General features: G+C 68.0%; 25 protein-coding genes. 14 read left to right on the top strand and 11 right to left on the bottom strand.

Translation table 11 applies throughout. The annotated features are described in order from the left end of the window. The first annotated feature begins 58 nt into the window (after positions 1-58). Positions 59-709, top strand: a complete 651-nt coding sequence (gene ribA, locus BST28156_RS19075) for a GTP cyclohydrolase II (protein WP_060236834.1) — start codon at positions 59-61, stop codon at positions 707-709. Positions 710-1,006: 297 nt separating this feature from the next. On the opposite strand, the gene BST28156_RS19070 is transcribed toward ribA, so the two are convergent. Continuing rightward, positions 1,007-1,939 (bottom strand): LysR substrate-binding domain-containing protein, encoded by a 933-nt coding sequence (locus tag BST28156_RS19070; protein WP_174903084.1) that lies wholly within the window; start codon positions 1,937-1,939, stop codon positions 1,007-1,009. Positions 1,940-2,077: 138 nt separating this feature from the next. Here BST28156_RS19070 and BST28156_RS19065 point away from each other — a divergent pair, with 138 nt between their 5' ends. The 3 genes from BST28156_RS19065 (at position 2,078) to BST28156_RS19055 (ending at position 4,761) form a co-directional block, all read left to right on the top strand. Next, entirely contained in the window at positions 2,078-3,301 is a 1,224-nt protein-coding gene (locus BST28156_RS19065) for an MFS transporter (RefSeq protein ID WP_174903083.1), read from the top strand. After that, the gene (locus BST28156_RS19060) at positions 3,298-4,194 is read left to right on the top strand and encodes an oxidoreductase (protein WP_174903082.1); all 897 of its coding nucleotides are present in this window, start codon (positions 3,298-3,300) and stop codon (positions 4,192-4,194) included. Before BST28156_RS19065 ends, BST28156_RS19060 begins: the two co-directional genes overlap by 4 nt. Positions 4,195-4,470: 276 nt before the next feature. After that, the gene (locus BST28156_RS19055) at positions 4,471-4,761 is read left to right on the top strand and encodes a hypothetical protein (RefSeq protein ID WP_174903081.1); all 291 of its coding nucleotides are present in this window, start codon (positions 4,471-4,473) and stop codon (positions 4,759-4,761) included. 223 nt (positions 4,762-4,984) lie between these two features. Here the strand turns inward: BST28156_RS19055 and BST28156_RS19050 are convergent, their stop codons facing one another. The 3 genes from BST28156_RS19050 to BST28156_RS19040 form a co-directional block, all read right to left on the bottom strand. Further along, positions 4,985-5,752 (bottom strand): hypothetical protein, encoded by a 768-nt coding sequence (locus BST28156_RS19050; RefSeq protein ID WP_060236856.1) that lies wholly within the window; start codon positions 5,750-5,752, stop codon positions 4,985-4,987. A 51-nt stretch (positions 5,753-5,803) separates the two neighbouring features. Next, positions 5,804-6,412: an acyl-homoserine-lactone synthase gene (locus BST28156_RS19045; protein ID WP_174903080.1), complete on the bottom strand. Its 609-nt coding sequence runs from the start codon at positions 6,410-6,412 to the stop codon at positions 5,804-5,806. 211 nt (positions 6,413-6,623) lie between these two features. Continuing rightward, on the bottom strand, positions 6,624-7,067 hold the full coding sequence (locus tag BST28156_RS19040) for a DUF4902 domain-containing protein (protein ID WP_174903079.1): 444 nt from the start codon (positions 7,065-7,067) through the stop codon (positions 6,624-6,626). Positions 7,068-7,140: 73 nt separating this feature from the next. On the opposite strand from BST28156_RS19040, the gene BST28156_RS19035 reads away from it, so the two are divergent. Next, a complete protein-coding gene (locus BST28156_RS19035; RefSeq protein ID WP_174903078.1) occupies positions 7,141-7,860 on the top strand; it encodes an autoinducer binding domain-containing protein in 720 nt (239 codons plus the stop codon). Between the two features lie 100 nt (positions 7,861-7,960). On the opposite strand, the gene BST28156_RS19030 is transcribed toward BST28156_RS19035, so the two are convergent. The 5 genes from BST28156_RS19030 to BST28156_RS19010 form a co-directional block, all read right to left on the bottom strand. Beyond that, on the bottom strand, positions 7,961-8,668 hold the full coding sequence (locus tag BST28156_RS19030) for an MgtC/SapB family protein (RefSeq protein WP_060236863.1): 708 nt from the start codon (positions 8,666-8,668) through the stop codon (positions 7,961-7,963). A 334-nt stretch (positions 8,669-9,002) separates the two neighbouring features. Continuing rightward, a complete protein-coding gene (locus BST28156_RS19025) occupies positions 9,003-10,544 on the bottom strand; it encodes a TolC family protein (protein WP_174903077.1) in 1,542 nt (513 codons plus the stop codon). After that, positions 10,531-12,657 carry an FUSC family protein gene (locus BST28156_RS19020; protein WP_174903076.1) on the bottom strand — a complete coding sequence of 709 codons (2,127 nt, stop codon included), beginning with the start codon at positions 12,655-12,657 and terminating at the stop codon, positions 10,531-10,533. Before BST28156_RS19020 ends, BST28156_RS19025 begins: the two co-directional genes overlap by 14 nt. Next, positions 12,638-13,687 (bottom strand): multidrug transporter subunit MdtN, encoded by a 1,050-nt coding sequence (gene mdtN, locus BST28156_RS19015; RefSeq protein ID WP_174903075.1) that lies wholly within the window; start codon positions 13,685-13,687, stop codon positions 12,638-12,640. Before mdtN ends, BST28156_RS19020 begins: the two co-directional genes overlap by 20 nt. Next, positions 13,684-13,968, bottom strand: coding sequence for a hypothetical protein (locus BST28156_RS19010; RefSeq protein ID WP_174903074.1), 285 nt, complete (start codon positions 13,966-13,968; stop codon positions 13,684-13,686). Before BST28156_RS19010 ends, mdtN begins: the two co-directional genes overlap by 4 nt. 549 nt (positions 13,969-14,517) lie before the next feature. Here BST28156_RS19010 and BST28156_RS19005 point away from each other — a divergent pair. Further along, positions 14,518-15,666, top strand: a complete 1,149-nt coding sequence (locus BST28156_RS19005) for a metallophosphoesterase (RefSeq protein WP_174903073.1) — start codon at positions 14,518-14,520, stop codon at positions 15,664-15,666. A gap of 8 nt (positions 15,667-15,674) precedes the next feature. Here BST28156_RS19005 and BST28156_RS19000 read toward each other — a convergent pair whose 3' ends face one another. Beyond that, positions 15,675-16,259: a malonic semialdehyde reductase gene (locus tag BST28156_RS19000; protein ID WP_174903072.1), complete on the bottom strand. Its 585-nt coding sequence runs from the start codon at positions 16,257-16,259 to the stop codon at positions 15,675-15,677. A 245-nt stretch (positions 16,260-16,504) separates the two neighbouring features. Here BST28156_RS19000 and BST28156_RS18995 point away from each other — a divergent pair, with 245 nt between their 5' ends. The 3 genes from BST28156_RS18995 to BST28156_RS18985 all read left to right on the top strand — a co-directional run bounded on the left by BST28156_RS18995 (position 16,505) and on the right by BST28156_RS18985 (position 18,888). Continuing rightward, positions 16,505-17,110, top strand: coding sequence for an alpha-ketoglutarate-dependent dioxygenase AlkB family protein (locus tag BST28156_RS18995; RefSeq protein ID WP_174903071.1), 606 nt, complete (start codon positions 16,505-16,507; stop codon positions 17,108-17,110). A 313-nt stretch (positions 17,111-17,423) separates the two neighbouring features. Next, entirely contained in the window at positions 17,424-17,630 is a 207-nt protein-coding gene (locus tag BST28156_RS18990; protein WP_060236898.1) for a hypothetical protein, read from the top strand. Between the two features lie 316 nt (positions 17,631-17,946). Beyond that, a complete protein-coding gene (locus BST28156_RS18985; RefSeq protein ID WP_060236901.1) occupies positions 17,947-18,888 on the top strand; it encodes an IclR family transcriptional regulator in 942 nt (313 codons plus the stop codon). Positions 18,889-19,109: 221 nt separating this feature from the next. Here BST28156_RS18985 and BST28156_RS18980 read toward each other — a convergent pair whose 3' ends face one another. Next, the gene (locus tag BST28156_RS18980) at positions 19,110-20,189 is read right to left on the bottom strand and encodes a porin (protein WP_174903070.1); all 1,080 of its coding nucleotides are present in this window, start codon (positions 20,187-20,189) and stop codon (positions 19,110-19,112) included. 434 nt (positions 20,190-20,623) lie between these two features. On the opposite strand from BST28156_RS18980, the gene BST28156_RS18975 reads away from it, so the two are divergent. From BST28156_RS18975 to BST28156_RS18955, 5 genes are read left to right on the top strand one after another with little or no spacing between them, the layout of a single operon-like run. Further along, positions 20,624-20,941 carry a non-heme iron oxygenase ferredoxin subunit gene (locus BST28156_RS18975; protein WP_011354710.1) on the top strand — a complete coding sequence of 106 codons (318 nt, stop codon included), beginning with the start codon at positions 20,624-20,626 and terminating at the stop codon, positions 20,939-20,941. A 1-nt stretch (position 20,942) separates the two neighbouring features. Continuing rightward, positions 20,943-21,254, top strand: coding sequence for a recombinase-like helix-turn-helix domain-containing protein (locus BST28156_RS18970; RefSeq protein WP_009692515.1), 312 nt, complete (start codon positions 20,943-20,945; stop codon positions 21,252-21,254). A gap of 46 nt (positions 21,255-21,300) precedes the next feature. Beyond that, positions 21,301-22,371: an aromatic ring-hydroxylating dioxygenase subunit alpha gene (locus tag BST28156_RS18965; protein ID WP_060236908.1), complete on the top strand. Its 1,071-nt coding sequence runs from the start codon at positions 21,301-21,303 to the stop codon at positions 22,369-22,371. Next, on the top strand, positions 22,364-23,134 hold the full coding sequence (locus tag BST28156_RS18960; protein ID WP_174903069.1) for an SDR family oxidoreductase: 771 nt from the start codon (positions 22,364-22,366) through the stop codon (positions 23,132-23,134). The genes BST28156_RS18965 and BST28156_RS18960 overlap by 8 nt, the downstream gene beginning before the upstream one ends. Before the next feature lie 28 nt (positions 23,135-23,162). Then, positions 23,163-23,690, top strand: coding sequence for a cupin domain-containing protein (locus BST28156_RS18955; RefSeq protein WP_009692519.1), 528 nt, complete (start codon positions 23,163-23,165; stop codon positions 23,688-23,690). Positions 23,691-23,703: the final 13 nt, after the last annotated feature.

Genomic DNA, 23,703 nt, shown 5'->3' with positions numbered 1-23,703 from the left:
AACTCCGGTCACGCACTATCCAGAAAATTCCTACATACCGTTCGTTTCGATTGAATTCATGATGTCTTCGCGTCCCCAATCGCCCACGCCGGGCAATGGCCAGGCCGACGAGTGCGTGACGCTCGTCGCTACCGCGTCGCTGCCCACGCGCTACGGCACGTTCACGTCGTACGCCTTCCGCGTATCGGGCAGCGATGCCGAACACCTTGCGCTCGTGATGGGCGATGTGTCCGGCGAGCAGTCCGTGCTGACGCGGCTGCATTCCGAATGTCTGACCGGCGACGTGTTCGGCTCGTACCGCTGCGACTGCGGCGAGCAGCTGGATCTGGCGCTGCGCTACATCGCGGCCGAAGACCGCGGCGTGCTGCTGTATCTGCGCGGCCATGAAGGGCGTGGCATCGGCCTGAGCAACAAGATCCGCGCGTACGCGCTGCAGGAGCAGGGGCGCGACACCGTCGAGGCGAATCTCGACCTCGGGCTGCCCGACGATGCGCGCGAATACGATTCGGCCGCGGCGATCCTCCGGATCCTCGGCGTGACGTCGGTGCGCCTGATGAGCAACAATCCGAAGAAATTCGACACGCTCGTGAAGCACGGCATCCCGGTGTGCGAGCGGGTGGCGCTGGCGGTGCCGGTGCGCGAGGAGAACGAGCGCTATATCCGCACGAAGCAGGTGAAGTTCGGGCACTACTTCGAAGAAAACGAATAGCGGTAAATTCAGCCGTGTCCGGGACGGGGTCACGAAGGTCCGGGGAAATTCCGCAATTCGATGAATTAAAACGAAAACGCCGGAATTTCCTGTCCCTGGCGTGCTGTATCGACGCTTGTCTGCGCCCGTCCGAATGTGCCGCCTCGGCGTAGGTTTTTGTGTTGTGCAGAAAACCCGCGCCAATTGTCCTTCCTTCAAGAAGGCCAACCAGCCTGTTCACGCGGCGGAGTTTCATGCGCGGAGCCGTAGCGTCAGCGCGTAAGCCTGAAGGTCGGGTCGCCCGGCCTGGCCTGCGACCTAGCCGGCTTCCGGGCTCGCCATGCTTTCCATCCATTGCTCGAACGCGGACACCGCGGCATCGTCGGCGCGATCGCCGTTCGTCACGAGCATGTAATCGTCGGCGCGCCAGACAGGCGATGCGATCGGACACACGAGGCGCCCCTCGGCGAGATCGCGCCTGATCAGCGGCAGCGATGCCAGGGCGACGCCGAGGCCCTCGATGGCCGCGCCGAGCTGGAGATTCACGTGATCGAATTCGACATGGCGCGCCGGACGCAGACCGGAAGCGCCCGCTTCCTTCAACCAGTGCGCCCACGCTGAGCGTGTCGTGGCCGAATGCAGCAGGGTGTGATGGCGCAGGTCGGCGACGCTCTGTATCGGCTGCCGCCGCAGCAACGCGGGATTGCACGTGGGCGCGCGCAGGTCGGGCATCAACGGGCGCGATATGATACTCGCGCTTTCCTCGGGACCGGACCGAACGCCGATATCGAAAGCATCGGCGACATAGCGCAGCTTGCGCGAGGTCGTCGACACGCGCACGTCGATGTCGGGGTATCGCGAATGGAAGTCGGCAAGCCGCGGCAGCAGCCAGCACAGCGCAAAGCTCATCGGCACATTCACGCGCACGATGCCCGAAATCCGGTGCGGCACGGTGTTGTGGCGCAGCCGCACCGCCGCGGTACCGAGGCGCTCGAACGCGTTGCTGACGTCGTTCAGCAGGGCGGCCCCTTCGTCGGTCAGCACGACGCCGCGCGGACGACGGTCGAACAACGGCCGGCCGAACCAGTCCTCCAGCAACCTGATCTGCTTTCCGACGGCCCAGTGGGTGACATGCAGTTCCACCGCAGCGCCCGCGAAGCTGCCGTGCCTCGCGACCGCGTCGAAAGCGCGCAGCGCATTGAGTGGAGGCAACGCGTCCCGGATTTTCACAGTACCCTGGCTGTCGCTCATGACGTGACTTTTTTTCTCGGTTGACGCGATTTTAGCTCAATTGAAATGGCCGGCATCTCGACCATAGAATCGACACGTCGAGCCTGAAGGCCGCACTGCGAGCGGCTTCCGCTGGCCACGTGTATGGAGGGAATCACGATGAGCTTGCCGGTTTTTTCCCTTCCCGCCATGCGGGAGACTGCGCCGTCGCGGCCGCGCGTGCTGTGGCTGTCGTGTGTTGCGCACGCCCTCCACGACGGCTATACGGACATGATTTATGCGCTGCTACCCGTGTGGCAGTCGGAGTTCGGACTCGACTTTGCGGCGCTGGCCATCCTGCGCGGCGTCTATGCCGGCACGATGGCGGCGCTGCAACTGCCTGCCGGGCGTCTCGCACAACGTCTGGGCAGTCGCGCCACGCTCGCCGTTGGCACGCTGCTCGCTGCGCTCGGCTATGCGATCGCGGGCATCTCGGGCGGCCTGGTCGGTCTGTGCGTGGCGCTGGCGATTTCGGGCGGGGGATCCAGCACGCAGCATCCGATCGCATCGGGCGCCATCTCCCGCACCTACGGGCGTGACGCGAGAGGGCCGCTGGGCATCTACAACTTTTCCGGTGATCTGGGGAAATCCGCGTTGCCGGCAGCCATTTCGCTGCTCGTGACCGTGATGCCATGGCGTCACGCGCTATGGATCGTCTCCGGGTTCGGCTGCGTCGTTGCCGCGGTCGTCGCGCTGCGGTTTCCGTCAGTGCCGCGGGGCGCCGCAAGCGCGACGGCAACAGGGCAAGCGTCCGCTCGACACAGCGGCACCGGCGGAAGCGGATTCTCCGCGCTGTTCTCGATTGGCGTGCTCGATACGGCCGTACGCATGGGACTGCTTACCTTTCTGCCTTTCCTGCTCAACGCAAAGGGCATTTCGCCTCCACTGGTGGGGACGGCTCTCGCGCTCGTTTTCATCGGCGGTGCGGCCGGCAAGTTCGTGTGCGGCTGGCTCGGTGCACGCATGGGGGTGGTGAGCACGGTGCTGCTCACGGAAGGCGGGACCGCTGCGTGCATCGTCGCGGTGATGTATCTCCCGTTGTCGCTTACCATGGTGCTGTTGCCGATTCTCGGCATGATGCTCAACGGCACGTCCTCCGTGCTGTACGGAACCGTTCCGGAACTGTCCGCGCCCGAGCGCACCGAGCGCTCGTTCGCGATTTTCTACACCGGGACGATCGCATCGGGCTCGATATCGCCGGTGCTCTACGGTTTGCTGGGCGACGGGATCGGTGTGCAGGGCGCCACGTACGCCACCGCGTTGACCGCCCTGGCGATCTTTCCGCTCGCGCTCGCATTGCGCCCGCATCTTCTGGCCGATGGCTCAACAGGACGAACACCATGACGAAGTCTGACTACCCGCGCGTCGCCATTGTCGGCCCGGGAGCAATCGGAACGACCGTGGCCGCGGCCCTTCATGAGGCCGGCCGCACGCCGCTGATCTGCGGCCGCTCGGCGCACGCGCAGCTCGCGCTGCGCTTCGACGGCGGCGAGATCGTCGTGCCTGGCCCCGTACTGACCGATCCGCAAGCGGTCAAGGAGCGGTTCGATCTTGTGTTCGTGGCGGTCAAGTCGACGCAGGTGGCCAGCGCGGCACCCTGGATCGCCGCGCTGTGCGATGCGAAGACCGTTGTTTGCGTGCTGCAAAATGGCGTCGAGCAAAAAGCCGCGTTTGCACCGTATGCGGCCGACGCTGCGGTCGTGCCATCGGTGGTCTGGTTTCCTGCGCAACGCGAATCGGGCGCTTCCGTGTGGCTGCGCGGCGAGCCTCGGCTCACCCTGCCCGATACGCCGACGAGCGACGTGGTGGTCTCGGCGTTGCACGGCACGCGATGCTCGGTCGAGGTTGCGCAGGATTTCATCTCGCTCGCATGGCGCAAGCTCTTGCAGAATGCGGTGGCGGGACTCATGGTGCTGACCGGTCGCCGCGTCGGCATGTTCTCGCGAAGCGACATCGCCGAACTGTCACTGGCCTACCTGCGGGAATGTCTCGAGGTTGCGCGTGCGGCGGGGGCGACGCTCGGCGATGAAGTGCCTCGCGAGATCGTCGACGGATTCCAGCGTCTCCCATCCGATTTGGGCACGTCGATCCTGGCGGACCGGCAGGGCAATCGCCCCCTCGAATGGGACTGCCGGAATGGGGTGGTGCAGCGCTACGGACGTTCGCATGGCATTTCGACGCCGATCAGCGATCTGATCGTGCCGCTGCTCGCTGCCGCCAGCGACGGTCCGGGTTGATAGCTGGGAAACCGGTATCCCGCCCGACCCGCGTGAACCTTCGCCGCGGATACTTCGACGAGGGACGCGCGTGGACGCTTGCGGGCGCGGCTATCGTGTGAGTATTGTCGTGGTCGGCTTCGGTTTCACATCAACGAGCCGCGTTGCCGCGACGTCCCGGCACAAGCGTGATCCAGTCGCTCGCACATTCGAAGACGTGCGCGCCTGATAGCCGTGATCGGCGGTGGTGTCGTTGGAGGCCGGCTTTGCCGACGTCCCGCCTTGCGAGAGACAACAATGAGCGAACCCGATCTGCGTCGTCCGGTTTCCGGACCTTACCGCCAGTCCCGCTGGTCGACCGCGCTGGCGCGTATCTTCGGCGCGGTATCCAAGGGCATGATGATCGTGGCGATGCTGGCGTTCGAGATCCTGGTGGCCGCGATGGGCGGCAGTGCCGGCTTTTCGGGGGCGCCGGCCACGAAAGAGGGACGTTGGCGCGGGCGGCTGGTATTCGTCGCGTGCGTCGCGCTGATCGCGGCGCTGTACTGGTGGCAGAAACACGCGGCGGGCATGGCTGCGCGCCTCTAGCGTCGGTGGTTCGACGGATCGTACGGACAATAAAAAAGCCCGCTACGTGAGCGGGCCGAATCCATGTTTGGAGACATGGAGGAGACAGGTGTTAATTTAAGGGAAAACCCTGTAAGAAGCAACCCTTTGTTGTATCGGTCGAGTCGCCTGTTGTATCGATGCAACAAGATGCAGTGCCGCAGCAACGGCAGTCCCGCCATCCGTCCGCTGCAAGCCTGTCCCGCTACCCACCGGCGGTTCGCGCATGCGCCGGATGCCCGCCGCCGAATCGCCCCTGCGCGACCGGCAGCGCGAATTTGTCGCGCATCTCCGTCTCGATCCACGCGCAGGCCTCGCGCGCGCAGTCGTTCAGCACATGCCGCGTCGCATGCCCGTGGATGTCGTACACGAAGCGCACGTCGACCTCGTCGTCGGAAACCTGCCGTTCGAGCTCGTTGAGCTGCAACTGCGGCCCATGCCGTTGCGACAGCGCACGCAGTTCGTCGAAGTGATATTCGATCCAGTCCGCGAAGAACAGTGCATCGCCACGGGACTGCAGCCGGAACGCCGCGCTGCGCGACGGGCGAGCGGCGTCGCCAGGCGCGGCGTACGGCTCGCTGTCCGGCGCGAGTACCGTCGTATCGACCGGTGCGAGCGGACGCTGGATCCGTCCGTAAGGCGCGCGGTCGCGCAGCGCGTGCCACAGCAATTCGTCGCCGGCGGCGCCGGACGGCTGCATCGTCAGGTCGTGCCGGCCGTCGCCGGTCGGCGCGACGTCGCGGATCACGACGCGCAGCGCGCAAAGCGGCTCGTCCGCGACCAGCAAAGTCGCCGCGCGCGGCAGCCCGCAGACGAGCGGCGCCGCGCCGGCGGCGCGGAACACCAGCCCGCGCCGGTCGAGCCGAGCGAGCGGCAGCGGCCGGGCATACGACGGATAGGCGATCGCGATGCGCGCGCCGTCGGCGCTCGTCAAGCCGGGCATCATCGCGCGAAAGACCTGAGGCTGGTCCACGTTGTTTCTCCTTCGTTACGATGCCGCCCGCCGGAATACGCGCGTTCCGGTTCAGGCGGCGATGGCCGGCCGGGCAGCCAATCCCGGCTCGATTCCAAGTGCTGCAAACGTTTGCGGATCGATGTCGATCCAGCACGCGACCACCAGACGTCCATCCACCTGTTTCGGCGGGCCGGCGCGGTGCGCGTGTATGCCGATCCGGCGAAAGAGCCGCTCCAAGCTCGCGAACGTCACGCCGATCAACTGCCGCGCGCCGAGCTGCGCCGCGCACGACACGACCGCCGCCAGCATCGGACGCACCGCCCATTCCGCGCGGTCCGCGCCGTTTTCGTCGCCGGTCGCGGCGAACCGCGACAGTTCCCATACGGCAGCCGACTGCGGCAGCGGCATGTCGGCCGCGATCAGGTCCGCGAACAGCGACATCAGCAGATACGGGCGCGTCGTCGGCAGCAGGCGCGCGCATCCGCACATCCGACCGCCGCCGCTGCGCGCGGACACGTAGACCGTATCGTCGCGATCGAACTGGTCGCGTTCGACACCATCGTTCGCCGCCGGGAGCGCCCAGCCGAGCTGCTCGACGAACACGCGGCGTCGGTAGCGCCCGAGTTCCGCCGCATGTTCGGGTGGCAACCGCCCGCCCTCGTGAACGAAGGTCTGCATGGTGTCCTCGGATCTGGCCTTGGTATGCATGCATTACAGCGCGCGTTCCGACCGGGCCGTAACTGGCAACTCTTACAGGGTACGAACGCGGGGCCGCTGCTTGGCAGACGGTAACGCGTTCCTGACCGGCGGGATTGAAAACCGGGCCGGTTTTGCTTATAAAGAGCGCCAGCCATGCGGAAATGTCAGAGGAATGCGCGGCCGGCAGTTGTCACTGAAGCGTCGGGCCGGCATGATGGGCGGCGTCGTGCCCGAGGATGGCCGATGCGACCGCGGCGGCCCAGTCGAGGTGCGCAAGCCGCGCTGCGAGCGCGGCGGCGGTGCCGGACATGCCGATGTCGGCGCCGGTGGCGTCGATGGCCATCAGGTTGCTGCGGACGTCGTGGCCCGCCAGCATGAACGCGCCCGTAGCGCGTTCGAGGTACCAGTCCCAGCCGACGGTTACGTAGGCGACGCCGGGGCTGGCCGGCCGCTGCCATTCCGTGTAGCCGGCGACGCGTGCGTCGATCGCGTTGTCGCGCAGTTCGGCCAGCAGCGATGCGTCGAGGCCGCTCGCGACATGGTCGAGCGCAAGCCCGGCCAGTGCGCTTGCGGGCAGGCGCACGTAGCCGTCCGGAGACGGGCCGGCGGCCGGGTGAAGCAAGGGGGAAGTCATGCGTGGAATGTATCAGCACCGAACGGGCGCTGAAACCTGACAAGTATGACAGCGTGACGTTGTCGGAGAACCAATGGAACTGCGCTGGCAGGATGCCTACGATCAATTCAGCGCCGCGGAAGACGAGCAGCAGCTCTTCCAGCGGATCGCCGCCTATTCGAGGCGGCTCGGCTTCGAATATTGCAGCTACGGCATCCGCGTGCCGCTGCCCGTGTCGAAGCCGGCCGTCGCGATCTTCGATACCTATCCGGACGGCTGGATGGCGCACTACCAGGCGCAGAACTATATCGAGATCGATTCGACGGTCCGCGACGGCGCGATGAGCACGAACATGATCGTCTGGCCGGACGTCGACAAGATCGAGCCGTGCCCGCTCTGGCGGGACGCGCGCGATTGCGGGCTGTCGGTCGGCGTCGCGCAGTCGAGCTGGGCGGCGCGCGGCGCATTCGGGCTGCTCAGCATCGCGCGCCACGCCGATCCGCTGACGCCCGCCGAGATCAACATGCTGACGCTGCAGACGAACTGGCTGGCGAACCTGTCGCATTCGCTGATGAGCCGCTTCATGGTGCCGAAGCTGTCGCCCGAGGCGCGGGTCACGCTGACCGCACGCGAGCGCGAGGTGCTGTGCTGGACCGCCGAAGGCAAGACCGCCTGCGAGATCGGCCAGATCCTCAGCATCTCGGAGCGGACGGTCAACTTCCACGTCAACAACATCCTCGAGAAGCTCGGCGCGACGAACAAGGTCCAGGCGGTCGTCAAGGCGATTTCGGCGGGACTCATCGAAACGCCCTGACGCGGCCGGGCGGCAGGCACGGCACCGGCGGCGAGTCGGACGGGCCTGCACCGGGCAAGCGCCCAGTGGCAGATCGGGCACGTCGCGCGCCCGGCACCGGTCACTCCATCATCGGTTCCGCTTCCTTCGCGGTCCAGCTCACGCTTGAAATGCTCTTCTCCATGCTGATCCGGCTCGCGATCTGCTCGAGCTTCTGCTGATCCTTCGGATGCAGCTTCAGCGTCGCGGTCACCTTCAGCCGGTCCGGCTGATCGGGCACGTCCTCGCTCGTCAGGCTCTGGAACGACAGCGGCTTCGCATACATCGAATTCGACAGCAGCGTGCGGATATGCACCTCGTCGGCGGCGAGGCAGATCACGGTGATCTGGTATTCGCGCACGAGGTCGGCGTTCGACACGGGCGTCGCGTTGATCGCCTGGCTGACGCCGCGCAGCACCGTGTTGGTGAGCAGCACGACGCCCGTGCCGGCCAGCGCGGGCACGTAATGGCCGGAGCCCGACAGCACGCCGACGGCGGCCGAACACCAGAGCGTCGCGGCCGTATTGATGCCCTGGATCGAGCCCTTGTCGCGCATGATCACGCCGCCGCCGAGGAAGCCGACGCCCGATACGACGTACGCGGCGATCTGCGTGACGCCCGCGACGCCGTTGCCGGTCAGCACGCCGAGCGTGACGAACAGGCAGGCGCCGCTCGCGACCAGCGTGATCGTGCGCAGGCCCGCCGTGCGCTGGCGCATTTGGCGTTCAAGGCCGATCGCGACGCCGCAGGCGAACGCGGTGAAAAGTCGGAGTGCGAAATCGAAAGTCATGGTTGTCCTGCCGTGCAAGAGGCGCATGCCGGCCGGCGCCGCTGCGGCGCAATGCCGGCGGCGGCGCGACGAAGGCCGTCATCGCGCGGTACTGTACCGCGCGAATGCGTCATTCAGTGTGAAACGGGAGGCGTGCGAGGCTCGCGGAACGCGAGCCGGAGCAGGGAACTGCGGCGGACAGGCGTTCAGGCGGCAAGCGGCGCACGCAACGGAGTGCTGCAACTGTCCACGATGGTTCCTGAAGGGAGAATGCGCGGCATTCTAGTGGGCGGCGCACGCGGGCGTCAACCGCGGCGACAGCGGAAGGCGGGCAGGCCGTCGCCTTCCGCAGGCGTCACCGCGCCGAACCGATCGTCCCGGTCGCGAGCGCGAGCGCGGCGGCCGCCGACAGCGCGCCGGCATAGCTGTCGACTTCGGCATTGCGCGCCGCGAGCAGCTGGCTCTGCGCGAGCGTCGCATCGGTGATCGAGCCGACGCCGCTGCGGTACGCGGTCAGCGCCGCGTCGTAGCTCGTCTGTGCGGCATCGACGAGCGCCTTCGCGGCATCGTGCGACGCGAGGCTCGTCTGCACCGCGTTCTGCGCGGCGACGACCTGGCGCACGGCTTCCTCTTTCGTGCGCGTCAGGCGTTCGGTTGCGCTCTGCGCATCGTTGCGCGCCTGCATCAGCACGGCCGAGCGCAGGCCGCCGTCGTACAGCGGAATCGTCACGCCGAGGAACACGCCGCCGCCATAGCGGCTGCCGTTCAGGTTGACGGTCGGCGCCTGGTCGCCGATCGCGGGCAGCGCGGAGATGGCCGTGTGGCCGCTCGCATACGACGTCGACGCGGACAGGAACACCCTCGGCATGAAGGCGGCCTCCGCGGCCTTGATCTTCGCGCGGTTGGCCTTCTCGAGCGCATACGCGCCCTGCAGGTCGGGGCGGCGCGCGATCGCGTCCGCCACGATCGCATCGACCGACGAGCCGAGCGTAGCCGGCAGCGGCCGTACGGGCAGCGCGGCGATGGTCGGCTTCGACAGCGGCGAGATGCCGAGTGCGGAGACGAGGCCGAGGTAGGCGTCGCTTTCCGCGCCGCGCGCCTGCACGAGCGCGAGGTTCGCCTGCGCGCGGTTCTGCGTTGCCTGTGCGAGCTCGACGACGGTGCCGACGCCGTGCCTGAGTCGCGCGCGCGACGCCGCGAGGATCGCATCGGCGTTCGCGAGTCCCTGCTCCGCGCTGAGCGCGCGCGAGCGTGCGGCTTCGTACCGGTAGTAGCCGACGGTCACATCGTGGATCACCTGCTGGTGCACGGCCGTGAATGCGACGTTCGACGCGATCGATGCCTGTTCGGCCGCCTCGACGCGTGCCGCGCGGCCGCCGAAGTCGAACAGCAGCCATTGCAGCGACAGTGCGGAGATCGTGCCGTGCACGGTCGTGTCGCTCGACGCGTCGCCGAGGATCGTCGACGTCGAGCCGTGGCCGGCCTGGTACGCGCCCATCGCGGTCGCCGACAGTTGCGGCAGGTAGGCAGCCTTCGCGATACCGACCGCGAGCGCCGCGTTGCGCGCGTCGTTCCACGCGATGCGGGTCAGCGGGTTGGTCGATTCGGCGAGGTCGATCAGCTCGGGCAGCGTGTACGCGTGCGCGGGATCGAGCACGGCCGGCGGCGACACCGACGCGAGCGCGGGCGTGGCGGGCAGCGTGTAGTCGTGCGTCTCCGCGGATGCGCGCGGCGGCGCCGGCAGGATCTCGCCCGCGGCCGACGTCTGCGGCTGCCACGGGCGGTCGGATGCGTCGGGGGCGAGATCGATCGACGAGGTCGCGCAGCCGGCCAGCGCGACGGCGCTTGCGAGGGCGGCTGCGACGATCGACGCGGCCGGCGGTTCAGGTCGGCGCATGAGCGGCAGACTCCTTCGAAGTGGCTTGACGCGCGGCATCGGCGATGGCGGCGAGTCGCGCGTCGATCAGGTTCAGCAGCGCATCGCGCGCGGGGTCGGGCGGTGCGGCGGGGCGCGGCGCAGGCGGGGCGTTCGGCACCGGCTGCGCGGCCGGTCGCGATGAAGGCGGCATGCCGACCGGCGCCGCGGTTTCGTCGTCACGCGCATTGTGCGCGTCCGGCATCGCTTCGTCGTCGCGCAGTTCGGCCACGCGTGCGAGTCGCGCATCGATCGCCGCGTCGCCCGGCGCACGTTCGGCGAGCAGGAACAGCGGGCCTTCGAGCGCGCCGAGTTCGGCCAGCGCGCGCCGTCGCGTGGCGAGCCAGGCCGCGGTCGGCCGCACCCACGACGGTTCGTAGTGGACGAGGCCGAGTTCCTGCGCGATCGCGCCGTGGCGCGCGAACGCTTCGGCCGCGAGTGCGCGCCGTTCGGCCGGCTGCGCGATCTGCGCGAGCCGCCGCCACTGCTCGCGCAGCGCCGTGAGCGCGACGTCGATCTGCTTGCCGATGCTGACGGGCCAGATGCGCGTGAACACGAGATACACGACGACGTTGCCGAGCAGGATGCCGATCGTGCGATCGCGCGCGATCGTCAGGTCGAAGCCGGGGCCGGCGCCCTGGATCACGCACAGGAAGAACGCGAACGCGATCTGGAAGCCCGCATAGGCGATGCGCGGCGAGCCGAACGACACCCACGCGGACAGCCACGCGCCGACGAACACGAGCGCCATCAGTTGACCGATCGACGTCAGCGACGGCACGACGAACACGAGCGCGGCGGTGCCGAGCAGCGCGCCGACGATGCAGCCGGCGATCCGCAGCGTCAGCTTCTCGACCGTCTCGGCCGTCGAGCCGAGCGACACGATGTAGCAGGTGATGAAGCACGTATGGATGCCCGACCAGTCGAGCTGCGAGTACAGCAGGTAGCAGAACATCGCCGCGGCTGTCGTTTTCAGTGCGTAGCGGATGTGGTCGGGATTGGTGCGCGCGTCCGGCAGGAAGAAGCCGCCGCGTGGTGCGGTTGGCGGCGTCGGCGATGCGGCCGGTTCGCCGGACGGGGCGGCCGGCTTTGCCGCGTCGGTCGCCGGCGAGCCGGCAATCGCATCGGGCTGCGCGAAGCGCGTGATCGCCGCGTGCAGGTCCGCTGCCGCGATGCGCGCGAGCGGCGGCAGCGTGTCCGCCGGCGGCAAGGCGAGCGTGATGTCGACCGGATAGCCGCCGCGTTCGAGGATGGCGGCTATCTCGTCGAGCGTGGCCGCGATCGGCGCCGCGAACGTGTCGGGCAGCCGCGCATCCGCTTCGCGATCGGCGAGCGCGACCGCGACGAGCAGCGCGGTGCTCGATGCAACGGCCTGCCGCAGCGCGACGATGTCGGCGGCGGACGACGCGCCTTCGAGCTTCGACAGCTTGAGCCAGGTCAGCAATTGCTTGTCGCCTTCGCGCAGGCTGGCGTCGAAGCCGGCGCGCGCGCCGTCGTCGCCGCGCAGTCGCCGCGCGGCGAGCCGCAGCCGCGTGGCGAGCTGCGCGAGCGCGAGCTTGCGCGGCGACGGTGCGATCAGCAGGTTGACGACGATCGCGACGCCCACCGGGATCGCGATCGTCAGCCAGATATAGAGCAGCGCGCGCGTCGCCGCTTCGCCGAACGGCGCAAGGCCGAGCTCGTCGAGCCCGAAGCCGACGATCATCGCGAGAATCGCGCCGACCGGGCGCAGCTTGCTCGCCGACGTCAGGTACAGCAGCCCGACCGACATCACGACCATGCATGCGACCCGCAGGATCGAATAGTCGATGCTGAAGATCGCGATGCCGAGCACGAGCCCGATCACGATCGTGACGATCAGCAGCAGCGCGGCTTCGAGCACGATGCTCGTCACGCGGTCGGCGCGGATCATGAAGAACACGACGTACGCGGACAGCGCGGCCTCGGGCGTGCCATACGCGCTCGTCACGAGCACGGTCAGCGTGCAGATCAGCGCGACCCGCACGGCGATCGCCGTGCGTCCCGGAAACGGCGCGAGCAGTCGCAGGACTTCGCGCAGGCCGGGCGAGCGGACCTCAGCGGCAGGCCGAGCCATGCCGGACCTCGACGATCGCGCTGGCGCCGACCCGCACGAGTCCGGCGTCGGGTTCGTCGAGCTTCACGCGCACCGGGAAGCGCTGCGCGACATGCACCCAGTTCACCGAACGCTGCACGATCGGCAGCGAGCGCGGCAGGTTGATGCGATCGCTGTCGGCGATGCCGGCGCCGATGCCGACGACCTTGCCCGTCATCGGGCGGCCGCGGTCGATCATCGAATAGACGGTCGCGCAGTCGCCGACGGCGATGCGGTTCAGCGACGTCTCGCGGAAGTTGCCGACGGCGAACCATTCGCTGGCGTCGATCAGCGTGAAGATCGACTGATTCGGCGCGAGGGTTTCGCCGGCCAGCACGGTCAGGCCCGTCACGAGCCCGTCGTGCGGCGCGCGCACGACGGTGTCTTCGAGCGCGTGCTGTGCGCGGGCCAGTGCGGCTTCGCGCGCATGCAGCGTCGCGATCGCGTCGGCTTCGTCGCCGATCGTCTGCGCGGACGCGCGCTGCTGCTCCTGCGCCTGCGCGAGCGAGACGGCCGCGTCGCGCTGCCGGACCTTCGCCTGGTCGAACTGCTGCGCGCTCACGTAGCCCTGCGCGGCGAGCGGCGCGAGCCGCTCGACGTCGCGCGTCGCGAGATCGTGATTCTGCGTCGCGCGCTTGACCTGCTCGGCGGCGACCGCCGCATTCGAGCGCTCGCCGATCAGCGAGCGGCGGCGCGTGTCGAGCGACGCGCGCGCGAGCTCGACGTCGGCCTGCGCCTGCGCGACCGTCAGCCGGTACGGCACCGGATCGATTTCATACAGCAGGTCGCCTTTCGCGACACGCTGGTTCTCGTGCACCGCGAGCCGCACGATGCGCCCGCCGACGGGCGACGCGACGTGCACGACGTCCGCGTCGATCGACGCGTCGTCGGTGGACGGGTAGGCGGTGGTGCGGTGATACGCGTACGCGAGGGCCGCGATGCCGAGCGCGACGATCGCCAGCGCGATCACGCGGCCTTTCGCGGACGGGCGGGAGAGTCCGGCGGCCTTCATGCGAACGGCCCCGTGCCGGCGAGCCACACGATCACGGCAACCACGAGCCCGATCGCGGTGCAGACGGCGAGCTGGTAGGGCACGACGGCGGCCCAGCCAGTCGCGACGAACACGCGGTGCGCGACGATCGCGCCGATGACGCCGACGATCGCGCTGACGAGCCAGAGCGGGAAGTACGCGCCGAACAGCGCGAACGACGGGGCGCCGCGCGAGGTACAGCCGGCAAGCGGCATGGCAGGGACCAGGATGGCGGCGACGCGCAGCGGCGCTGTTTTTCTCATGATGTGACGAGCTCGACGATGGGAGTGGAGGCCGGGCGCGGCGCAACGCGAACCGTCGCCGCGACGGCGGTTGCGCGATATGGGGCCGATAATAAATCAGCGCGATGCCGGCGGCTAGCGGTCCGGCGTGCGTGGATGGCGGGCCGGGAAGGCGCGCGCAGTATGGCGCGAGGCGGCCGCCTGCGGCGCGATATCCGCGTCGATGCCGGTTCGGCGGTGCATTGCGGCAGCGCTGGCCCGGCTGTCTGCGCGCCGGCCGGCATGGGGGCGTGCAGGTTTGCCAACGGACCGTAAAACATCGTCAGACGAAAGGGCGGGCGATGCATTGGCATGCGAACCGGACGGAATCGACGCGAAAACGGCGGGTTGCCGCGCGAACGGGCGCGAATCGATCGTGCCGGGGCCGGCGACGACACCGCAGCGTCGCACCGTCCGGGCCGGACGAGCGGACGTCATGGATATGTGTACCATCCTGCGTACGGCGCGAAGCGCGGCGATCCCGCCCGACGCGCATCGCGAAAGCGGTATCGCCACGAGGGTGAGTGCTCCATGCGAAGTTTCTTTGTCCGGTTCATTGCAATCGGTGTGCTGTTCCATCTGTACGTCGGGTTGCGGATCATTCCCGACGCATTCGCTTCACCGGGCGCGCGGACCCTTGCGGCGCTCGTGCTGGCCAGCTTCTGCGTGCTGATCCCGGTCGGCATGTTCTCGCGCCGCTTCGACGAAGGCTGGGCCGCGACTTTGTTCGGCTGGGCCGGCGCGCTCGCGATGGGCTTCTTCTCGTCGCTGCTGGTGCTGACCTTCCTGCGCGAGTTCGTATTGCTCGGCGCGTTCCTGTGGCGGCATCTGCCGGGTGCGGGCGCATGGAACGGCGCCGCGTCCGACACGGCGCTCGGCGTGCTGGTCGGTGCGCTGCTGGTCACGGCGATCGGCTTCTTCGGCGCGCGGCGCACCGCGGCGGTCAAGTACGTGTCGATTCCGGTGGCGGGGCTGCCGGCCGCGCTCGACGGCCTGAAGATCGTGCAGCTGTCCGACATCCACGTCGGGCCGACGATCAAGCGGCCTTACGTCGAGCGGATCGTGCGCGCGGTGAACGCGCTCGACGCCGACTGCGTCGTGGTGACGGGCGACGTGGTCGACGGCTCGGTCGAGCGCCTGCGTGCGCATACGGCGCCGCTCGGCACGATGCGATCGCGCCACGGCAGCTTTCTCGTGACGGGCAACCACGAGTATTACGCGGGTGCGCATGCGTGGATCGACGAATTCCGGCGCATCGGCCTGACGGTGCTGCTGAACGAGCACGTGCTGATCGAGCACGACGGCGCGCGTGCGGTGCTCGCGGGCGTGACCGATTTCACCGCGGGCGGTTTCGACCCGGCGCATCGCAGCGATCCGGCGCGCGCGCTGGCGGGTGCGCCGGCCGAGGTCGGCACGCGGATCCTGCTCGCGCATCAGCCGCGCAGCGCGGAACATGCGAGCCGCGCCGGTTTTTCAGTGCAACTGTCGGGGCACACGCACGGCGGCCAGTTCCTGCCGTGGCCGCCGTTCGTGCGTCTGCAGCAGCCCGTGATCGGCGGGCTGAGCCGCGTCGGCGGCATGTGGCTCTATACGAGCCGCGGAACCGGCTACTGGGGGCCGCCGAACCGCTTCGGCGTGCGCTCCGAGATCACGCTGATCCGGCTCACGCGCGGGGCGTAGGCGCCCGGTCATTCGATGCGCGCGATATCGTCGAAATCGAAGCGCGGGCTGCGCGGGAACAGGCCGGCCGGATCGCCGTAGCCGAGATTCACGAGGAAGTTGGTCCGGATCGTGGTGCCCGCGAAGAACGCGGCGTCGACCTTCGCGGCGTCGAAGCCCGACATCGGGCCCGCGTCGAGGCCGAGCGCGCGTGCGGCGAGGATCAGGTAAGCGCCCTGCAGCGACGAATTGCGGAACGCGGTGGCCTCGATCAGCGCATCGTTGCCGGCGAACCAGCTGCGCGCGTCGGCGTGCGGGAACAGCCGCGGCAGATGATCGTGGAACGCGAGGTCCATGCCGACGATCACGGTGACGGGCGCGGCCATCGTCTTCGCGAGATTGCCTTCGGACAGCGCGGGTTTCAGGCGCGCCTTCGCGTCGGGCGACTTGACGAACACGAAGCGGGCAGGGCTCGAGTTCGCGGAGGTCGGGCCGAATTTCGTCAGGTCGATCAACCGGTGCAGCAGCGCGTCGTCGACCAGCTTGTCCTGCCACGCGTTGTGCGTGCGTGCCGTGAGGAACAACTGGTCGAGCGCGGAATCGGAGAGCGTCATGATGGGATCCGGGAAGCGGCCGGCCGGCTCGCGCCGGCGGGCGTGGTGAACGAAAGCGGCGCGCCGGCGGGCGGCGCGTTGCGACATGCCGCGATGATAGCGTGACGCATGGCGGTTTGCCGCCGGCGGCAACGGCAAACGGTGAGCGGCCAACGGCCAGCGCGAACGAGATCGCATGGCAGCGCCGCGCGCCGTTGGCTAGTATGCAGGCATGGCGTTTCCGCCCGTTCGCTGTCCACATCCCCATGTCGACGCCCGATCTTTTCGCCGATACACCCGTTCCCGACGTGGACTGGTATCCGGACTGGCTCGCGCCGCCGGACGCCGACCGTCTGCTGGCCGCGCTGATCGGCGAGGTCGCGTGGCGCCAGGACGCGATCCGCACGCCGCGCGGCCGCATCCCGCTGCCGCGGCTCACCGCATGGCAGGGCGAGCCCGATGCCGTCTACCTGTACTCGGGGATCCGCAACGTGCCGGCGCCGTGGACGCCCGCCGTGCTCGACCTGAAGCGCGCGGTCGAGGCGACCTGCGGCGCGCGTTTCAACAGCGTGCTGCTCAACCGCTACCGCAACGGGCAGGACAGCCTCGGCTGGCATGCGGACAACGAGCCCGAGCTCGGCGACGCGCCGGTGATCGCCTCGGTGAGCCTCGGCGCGATGCGCGTGTTCGATCTCCGGCATCGCGCGACCGGCGTCACGCACGCGTATCGCCTCACGCACGGCAGCCTGCTCGTGATGCGCGGCCGTACGCAGGCCGAATGGCAGCATCGCGTGCCGAAGGCGCCGGCCGTGCAGGGCGAGCGCGTCAACCTGACGTTCCGGCGGGTGATAGCGGCGGGAACGGGGCGGTAGCGTATCTCGCCGACTACTGCCCGGTTTCGAGGTCCACGGACGGCCAATGAGGGCAACCGGCCGGGCATGCGGCACGTTGCCGCACGAGCGCGCCGTCATACCGTCGCATGCCCGTCCGAGGCCCGTGCCATAAGGCTTGCAACCGGATTCATCGACCGCCCGGTTCCGATAGATGAGTGAAACCTCTGATGGTGCGTCGCAACATTTCTTGACTAGACTATCGAATGGCTGAAGCGCGCCGACGTCCGGCGCAAACCTTTTCGACATGCCCCGTGCGTTGCCGATGCAATGCGGACGGGCAGGAGCATAACGCGTGACCGTACTGGACTCATCCTTCGAACCCTCGCTGCACGTCTTCGAACAAGACGGTGGATGGCAATGGGCGCTGACGGTGAAGCGGGCGGCCGGGGTTGGCGTCAAGGTCGTTGCGTTCAGCCGGGAAGGCTTCCGTGGCGAAGCCGAAGCGTACGCGGCGGGCCAGCGCGCCCGCGCCGAGTACGGCGCCGCCGTGATCGCCTGATCGCGGCGCTCGCTCCGGGCTGCGGCGCAAGCGGGACGCGCCGGGCTTCCGGTATCCAGCACGAAGCGACTGCCGGCGCACCGCGCCCGACGGTGCGCGTTCGATGCGACCCGCGGTGGGCAGCCCCGTCTATCGCTGATATCCTTTCAATCGCGTCAGTCTATGTGGCCGGCGCCGCCCCGCACACCGGCGGTCGGCGCGACCGGCCTGCGAGCCGGATCGTGTTGATCCGGCCGGAGCGGCATTCCATAATCCTTCATCGCGGATATCTCTTGAGCGAGTCCATTTCGTCCATGTGCACTGGGGCAACACTACGATGAGCGGCGCACCGAAACCGCCGGCACGACCGGCCAGCGCATCGCGCGCCACAGCCGGCGCCGCCGCGAGCGCCGCGCCGTCGCATGCGGCGGGCGACGACGAGTCGTCCGGCGGCGCATCGTCCTATCTGGTGCCGGGGCTCGAGCGCGGGCTGCGGATTCTCGCGGAATTCTCCGCGCGCGAGCCGGTGCTCGGCGCGCCCGAACTGTCGAAGCGGATCGGCATCCCGCGCACCACGACGTTCCGGCTGCTGCAGACGCTCGAGGCGCTCGGCTTTCTCGAACGCGTGAACGGCGACCGTTATTTCCGGCTCGGCGTCGGCGTGCTGCGTCTCGGCTTCGAATACCTGAACTCGCTCGAACTGACCGATCTCGGCACGCCCGTGCTCGAACGGCTGCGTGATACGACCGGTTTCTCGACGCATCTGCTGATCCGCGACCAGCGCGATGTCGTGTTCGTCGCGAAAGCGCAGAGCAATACGTCGATGTTCGGCTCGGTGAAGGTGCATGTCGGCACGCGGCTGCCCGCGCATGCGACCGTCCACGGCCACGTGCTGATGGGCGACCTGACGCGCGACGCACTGCGCCAGCTCTATCCGGAAAAACGGCTCGAACAGTTCACCGAGCGCACGCCGGGCACCGTCGACGAACTGTACGAACGCGTGCGCCACTATGCGCGGCTCGGCTACGCGGTCAGCGAGGCCGCGTTCGAAAGCGGCATCTCGGCCGTCACCGCGCCGGTGCGCGACCATTCGGGTTCGATCGTCGCGGCGATTACCGCGACGGTGCCGCGCTCGGAGATCGGCGAGGCGGGCGAGAAGGAGCGGCTCGTCGAGCTCGTGTGCGGCGCGGCGGTCGACCTGTCGCAGCGGCTGAACTATCGTCCGCTCGAGAGCGATCCGACTTTCGCGCATGCGCGCCACAAGGTCGCGATGTTCTGACGGTGCTGTTGCCGTGCTGTTGCGGTTCCGGCGCGCCTGCATCGGGCGATGAACGAACAACGGCTTGCGTGAACCGAGTCGACGAAGGCCGGGTCCTGTCTTGTACAGGATCCGGCCTTTTGTTTTCGTCATCCGGCACGGGGCCGCTCGATCGATGCGGCACACGCGCGTGACCGGCCGGACCCGGCTCGCCGCCGGCCACGGCGCGTGCCCGCGCGCCGTCAGAACGAGTGATGGATCCCGGCCAGCACGACGACCTGGTTCGCGGTGCTCGACACGCCGGCCGTGAAGAACGCCGCTTGGGCGCCGCCCGACGCATGCTCGTACAGCACGTTCGCATAGAGCTGCGTGCGCTTGGACAGCGCATAGATGTCGCCCAGCTCGAACTGCGTCCAGCGGCGGCCCGACAGCGTCGTCGTCGCGGCGCCGCCGGCGATCGTGTTGAACGCGCTGCTGCGATAGTTCACGCCCGCGTCGTAGCTCTGGAACGTGTCGGAATAGCCGTTCGACTGCATCTTCGTGCGCGTGTAGAGGCCGTGCACGAGGAAGTCGCCGAACTGGTACGACGCGCCCGCGCCGATGTTCTCGACCTTGTTCGCGATATAGCCGTTCGCGGTGTTCTGCCCCTGGAACGAGGCGATCCCCGTCTGGCTGATCAGGATCGAGCGGTCGTGCTCGTTCGAGTAGACGGCCGACGCCTTGAACGGGCCGTTCGCATAGTTCAGCGCGACGCCGACCGATTTCCCGGTCGAGAAGTTCGTCGTGTTGCCGAGCGCCATCGTCGCCGCGGCCGAGAAACCGGCGAAGCTCGGCGAGCGGTACTTGACCGAATTGTTGTACGGCACGTTGCCGGTCGCGGCGAGCCCGTCGATGTTGCCGGGGTGGAACGCATACCAGCTCATCGCGAGATAGGCGGTGCTGAGCGGATCGAGATAGTCGAACGACAGCGGCGTCTGGCGGCCGAGCGTCAGCGTGCCGTAACGGTCCGAGCTGAGGCCGACGAACGCCGCGCGGTTCCAGATCGTGTTCGCGGTCGCGAACTGGCCGTTGTTCGTATAGAAGCCGTTTTCGAGCTGGAAGATCGCCGACAGGCCGCCGCCCAGGTCTTCCTTGCCTTTCAGGCCCCAGCGATCGGGCTGCGTATTGCCCTGGATCATCGCCCATTTTGCGTGGCCGCCGGCGTTGTTGATGTACGCGACGCCCGCATCGAGGCTGCCGTACAGCACCACGCTGCTCTGCGCCCACGCGCCCGACGCGGCGCCCATCCCGATGACTGCTGCTGCTACCGCATGCTTGACCATGTGATCTCCTGACTCTCCAACCGAATGAAAACGGGCCGTGGCGGCACGCGAAAGGACGACCAGCCGTCACGCGGTTCCACTGCCGGATGGGCGCTTTTTTGTTCCATATAAGGAACGATGTGCCTCTGATGGAATGCAGTATAGAGGCGGCGGTTGGTTGGAAAAAAATAAATTTTTCGGGTCGGATGCATTCGAAAGCGATGCAAGCCGACGGTGCCGCACGCCCTCAGAATGGGCATAAATCCGCGTAATACAAGAAAAAAGCCCGATCGATAAACCGCGTTCGAACCATCCCTGGCGCACCGCTCGGTGTTTTCCCTAGGACGAGCAGCTTTTTGTTTTGCTCATGGAAAGTCGCTCCTATAATCACCATCCATAAACTGACGTTCCTGATATGGAACAAATCGAGAATCGATCAGAAGGAAGGGTGTGAGATGTCTGAACAATGGGTTTGCGCCGGACACGCCGGCGCGCTGTCGGAAGACACGCCGATCGAGTTCAAGCGGACCGACGGCGTCGAGATCGGGATCTATCGCGTCGGCGACGACGTGTATGCGCTCGAGAACGTGTGCCCGCATGCGTACGCGCTGCTGACGCAGGGCTTCGTCGACGAGGGCACGGTCGAATGCCCGCTGCACGAGGCCGTGTTCGACATCAAGACGGGCGAGTGCCTGAAGGGGCCGGGCGGGCGCGCGCTGAAGCAGTACGCGGTGCGCCTCGCCGGCGAGGAAATCCAGATCAAGGTGGAATGACATGAAAGAAGCGACCGTCAACTTCAACCCGTTCCTGAAGCCCTGGGTGGCGCCGCAGCCGAACAACGTCGCGGGCAAGGGGCAGATCGAGATCCCCGGTCAGGTCGAGAACCGCGTCTGGCAGACCCGCAAGGCCGAGCCGACGCAGTACGAGAACGACCTCGGCGACGCGCTCGAACGCGTGTTCGAGTCCGGCGCGACCGAGCTGGACGATGTCGTCGCGGGCCTGAACCGCATCGGCTTCCGCACGCCGGACGGCGCGCCGTGGACCGCCGAGCGCTTCCGCGCCGAAATGGCCTCGCTCGCGGAATGACCGCGCCGAGCGCCGACCCGACGACAACCGCATCCGGAGCACACTGATGACGTCCCCCGCACAACACGCTTCCCAACACGACCCGGTCCGCGCGTATCTCGACCGCGGCATCAAGAACTTCTGGTATCCCGTCGCGCCGAGCTGGCAGGTGTCGAACGCGCCGGTGGGCCTCACGCGCCTGTCCGAGCAGATCGTGCTGTGGCGCGACCAGGACGGCAAGGTTCACGCGCTCGAGGATCGCTGTCCGCACCGCGGCGCGCGCCTGTCGCTCGGCTGGAATCTCGGCGGCAATCTCGCCTGCTGGTATCACGGCATCGAAGTCGACGGCAGCGGCACGGTCAACAAGGTGCCGGCCGTCGCGAACTGCCCGCTCGAAGGCACCCGGTGCGTGAAGTCGTACCCGGTCGAGGAGAAGGCCGGCGCGATCTTCCTGTGGTTCGGCGACGAAGCGCATGCGGAGCCGGCGCCGCTGAACCTGCCGGAAGAACTGGTCGCCGACGAATACGCGCACTTCCTGTGCGTGTCGAACTGGAAGTGCAATTACCAGTACGCAATCGACAACGTGATGGACCCGATGCACGGCGCGTACCTGCACGCGACCTCGCACTCGATGGCCGAAGGCGACAAGCAGGCCGAGATGCGCGTGCGCAAGACGGAAACGGGCCTGATGTTCGAGAAGATCGGCCAGCGCGACGTGAACTTCGACTGGGTCGAGCTCGGCGACACGGGCTGCCTGTGGATGCGCCTCGCGATTCCGTACAAGCAGAAATTCGGCCCGGGCGGCAGCTTCGGGATCATCGGTTTCGCGACGCCGGTCGACGGCGACCACTGCCAGGTCTATTTCTGGCGCACCCGCAAGGTCAGCGGCTGGCAGCGCGACGTGTGGCGCTTCATGTATCGCAACCGCCTCGAAGGTCTGCACTGGGACGTGCTCGAACAGGACCGCTACGTCCTCGAAAGCCTCGCGCCGAACGCGCGCGATCACGAATACCTGTACCAGCACGACGTCGGCATCACGCGCGTGCGCCGGATGCTGCGCCAGCGCGCGCAGGAACATCTGTCTGCGCTCGACGCGCATCGCGCGGCGCAGGCCGCATCGGAGCCGGCGAATGGCTGAGCATGCACCGGTCGTGTCGCTCGCGGGGCGCCGCGTGCTCGTCACCGGCGGCGCGCGCGGTCTGGGCGCGGCGTTCGTGAAGGCGCTCGTCGAAGCGGGCGCGCAGGTCGCGTTCGGCGACGTGCTGGCCGACGAAGGTCGCGCGCTCGCCGCGCAGCTCGCGCAGGCGGGCCATGCCGCGCATTTCGTCGCGCTCGATCTTGCCGACCCGGCCAGCGTCGCGGCCTTCGTCGAGCAGGGCGCGGCCGCGCTCGGCGGCATCGACGGGCTGATCAACAACGCGGCGATCACGAACTCCGGCGGCAGGCTGTCGACGGAACTCGACGTGCCGACCTGGGACGCGGTGATGAACGTCAACGTGCGCGGCCTGTGGCTCGTCAGCAATGCCGCGCTGCCGTACCTCGCGCAGTCGGGGCGCGGCGCGATCGTGAACCTCGCGTCGGACACCGCGCTGTGGGGCGCGCCGAAGCTGCTCGCGTATGTCGCGAGCAAGGGCGCGGTGATCGCGATGACGCATGCGCAGGCGCGCGAGTTCGGCGCGCACGGCGTGACGGTCAACGCGATCGCGCCGGGGCTGACCGAGGTCGAGGCGACCGCCTACGTGCCGGCCGATCGCCACGCTTACTACCTGCAGGGCCGCGCGCTGACGCGCGCGCAGGTGCCCGGCGACGTGACGGGCCCCGTGCTGTTCCTGCTGTCCGACGCCGCGCGTTTCGTGACGGGTCAACTGCTGCCGGTGAACGGCGGCTTCGTAATGAATTGATGTTTTCACTCTGATGAAGGAGAGGACGATGGCGGACGCCGATCTCGAACGCAAGTCGTGGGACCAGCCGGAAGGCGCAAGCTTTGGCGACTGGATGGAAGGGCGCGTCGCGCGCTATGCGACGCGTCGCTACGACTGGGACGCGCTGAAGTTCCAGGCCGACTACGACCCGAAGTACCGCCGCGCGCAGATGCGCTATGTCGGCACCGGCGGTACGGGCGTCGCGAAGGACGTCAACACGGTGCCGGCGGGCAACTTCACGTTCTCGACGATGGTGATTCCGGCCGGCAACATCGGCCCGAGCCACATCCATATCGACGTCGAGGAAATCTTCTTCGTGCTGCGCGGCAAGATGAAGGTGATCTGCGAGCGCGACGGCGAGACGTGGGAAGCGATCCTCGGCGAGCGCGACCTGATTTCGGTGCCGCCGGGCGTGTACCGCACGGAGATCAACATCGGCGAGGAAGATGCGCTGATGTGCGTGATGCTCGGCTCGCCGAAGCCGATCACGCCGACCTATCCGCCGGATTCGCCGCTCGCGAAGATCAAGCGTTGACACGGAGCGAGCG

Source organism: Burkholderia pseudomultivorans (assembly GCF_902499075.1).
Lineage (GTDB): Bacteria > Pseudomonadota > Gammaproteobacteria > Burkholderiales > Burkholderiaceae > Burkholderia > Burkholderia pseudomultivorans.
The sequence above is the reverse complement of the archived record's forward strand: the minus strand, read 5'-3'. Positions and strand labels throughout refer to the sequence as shown.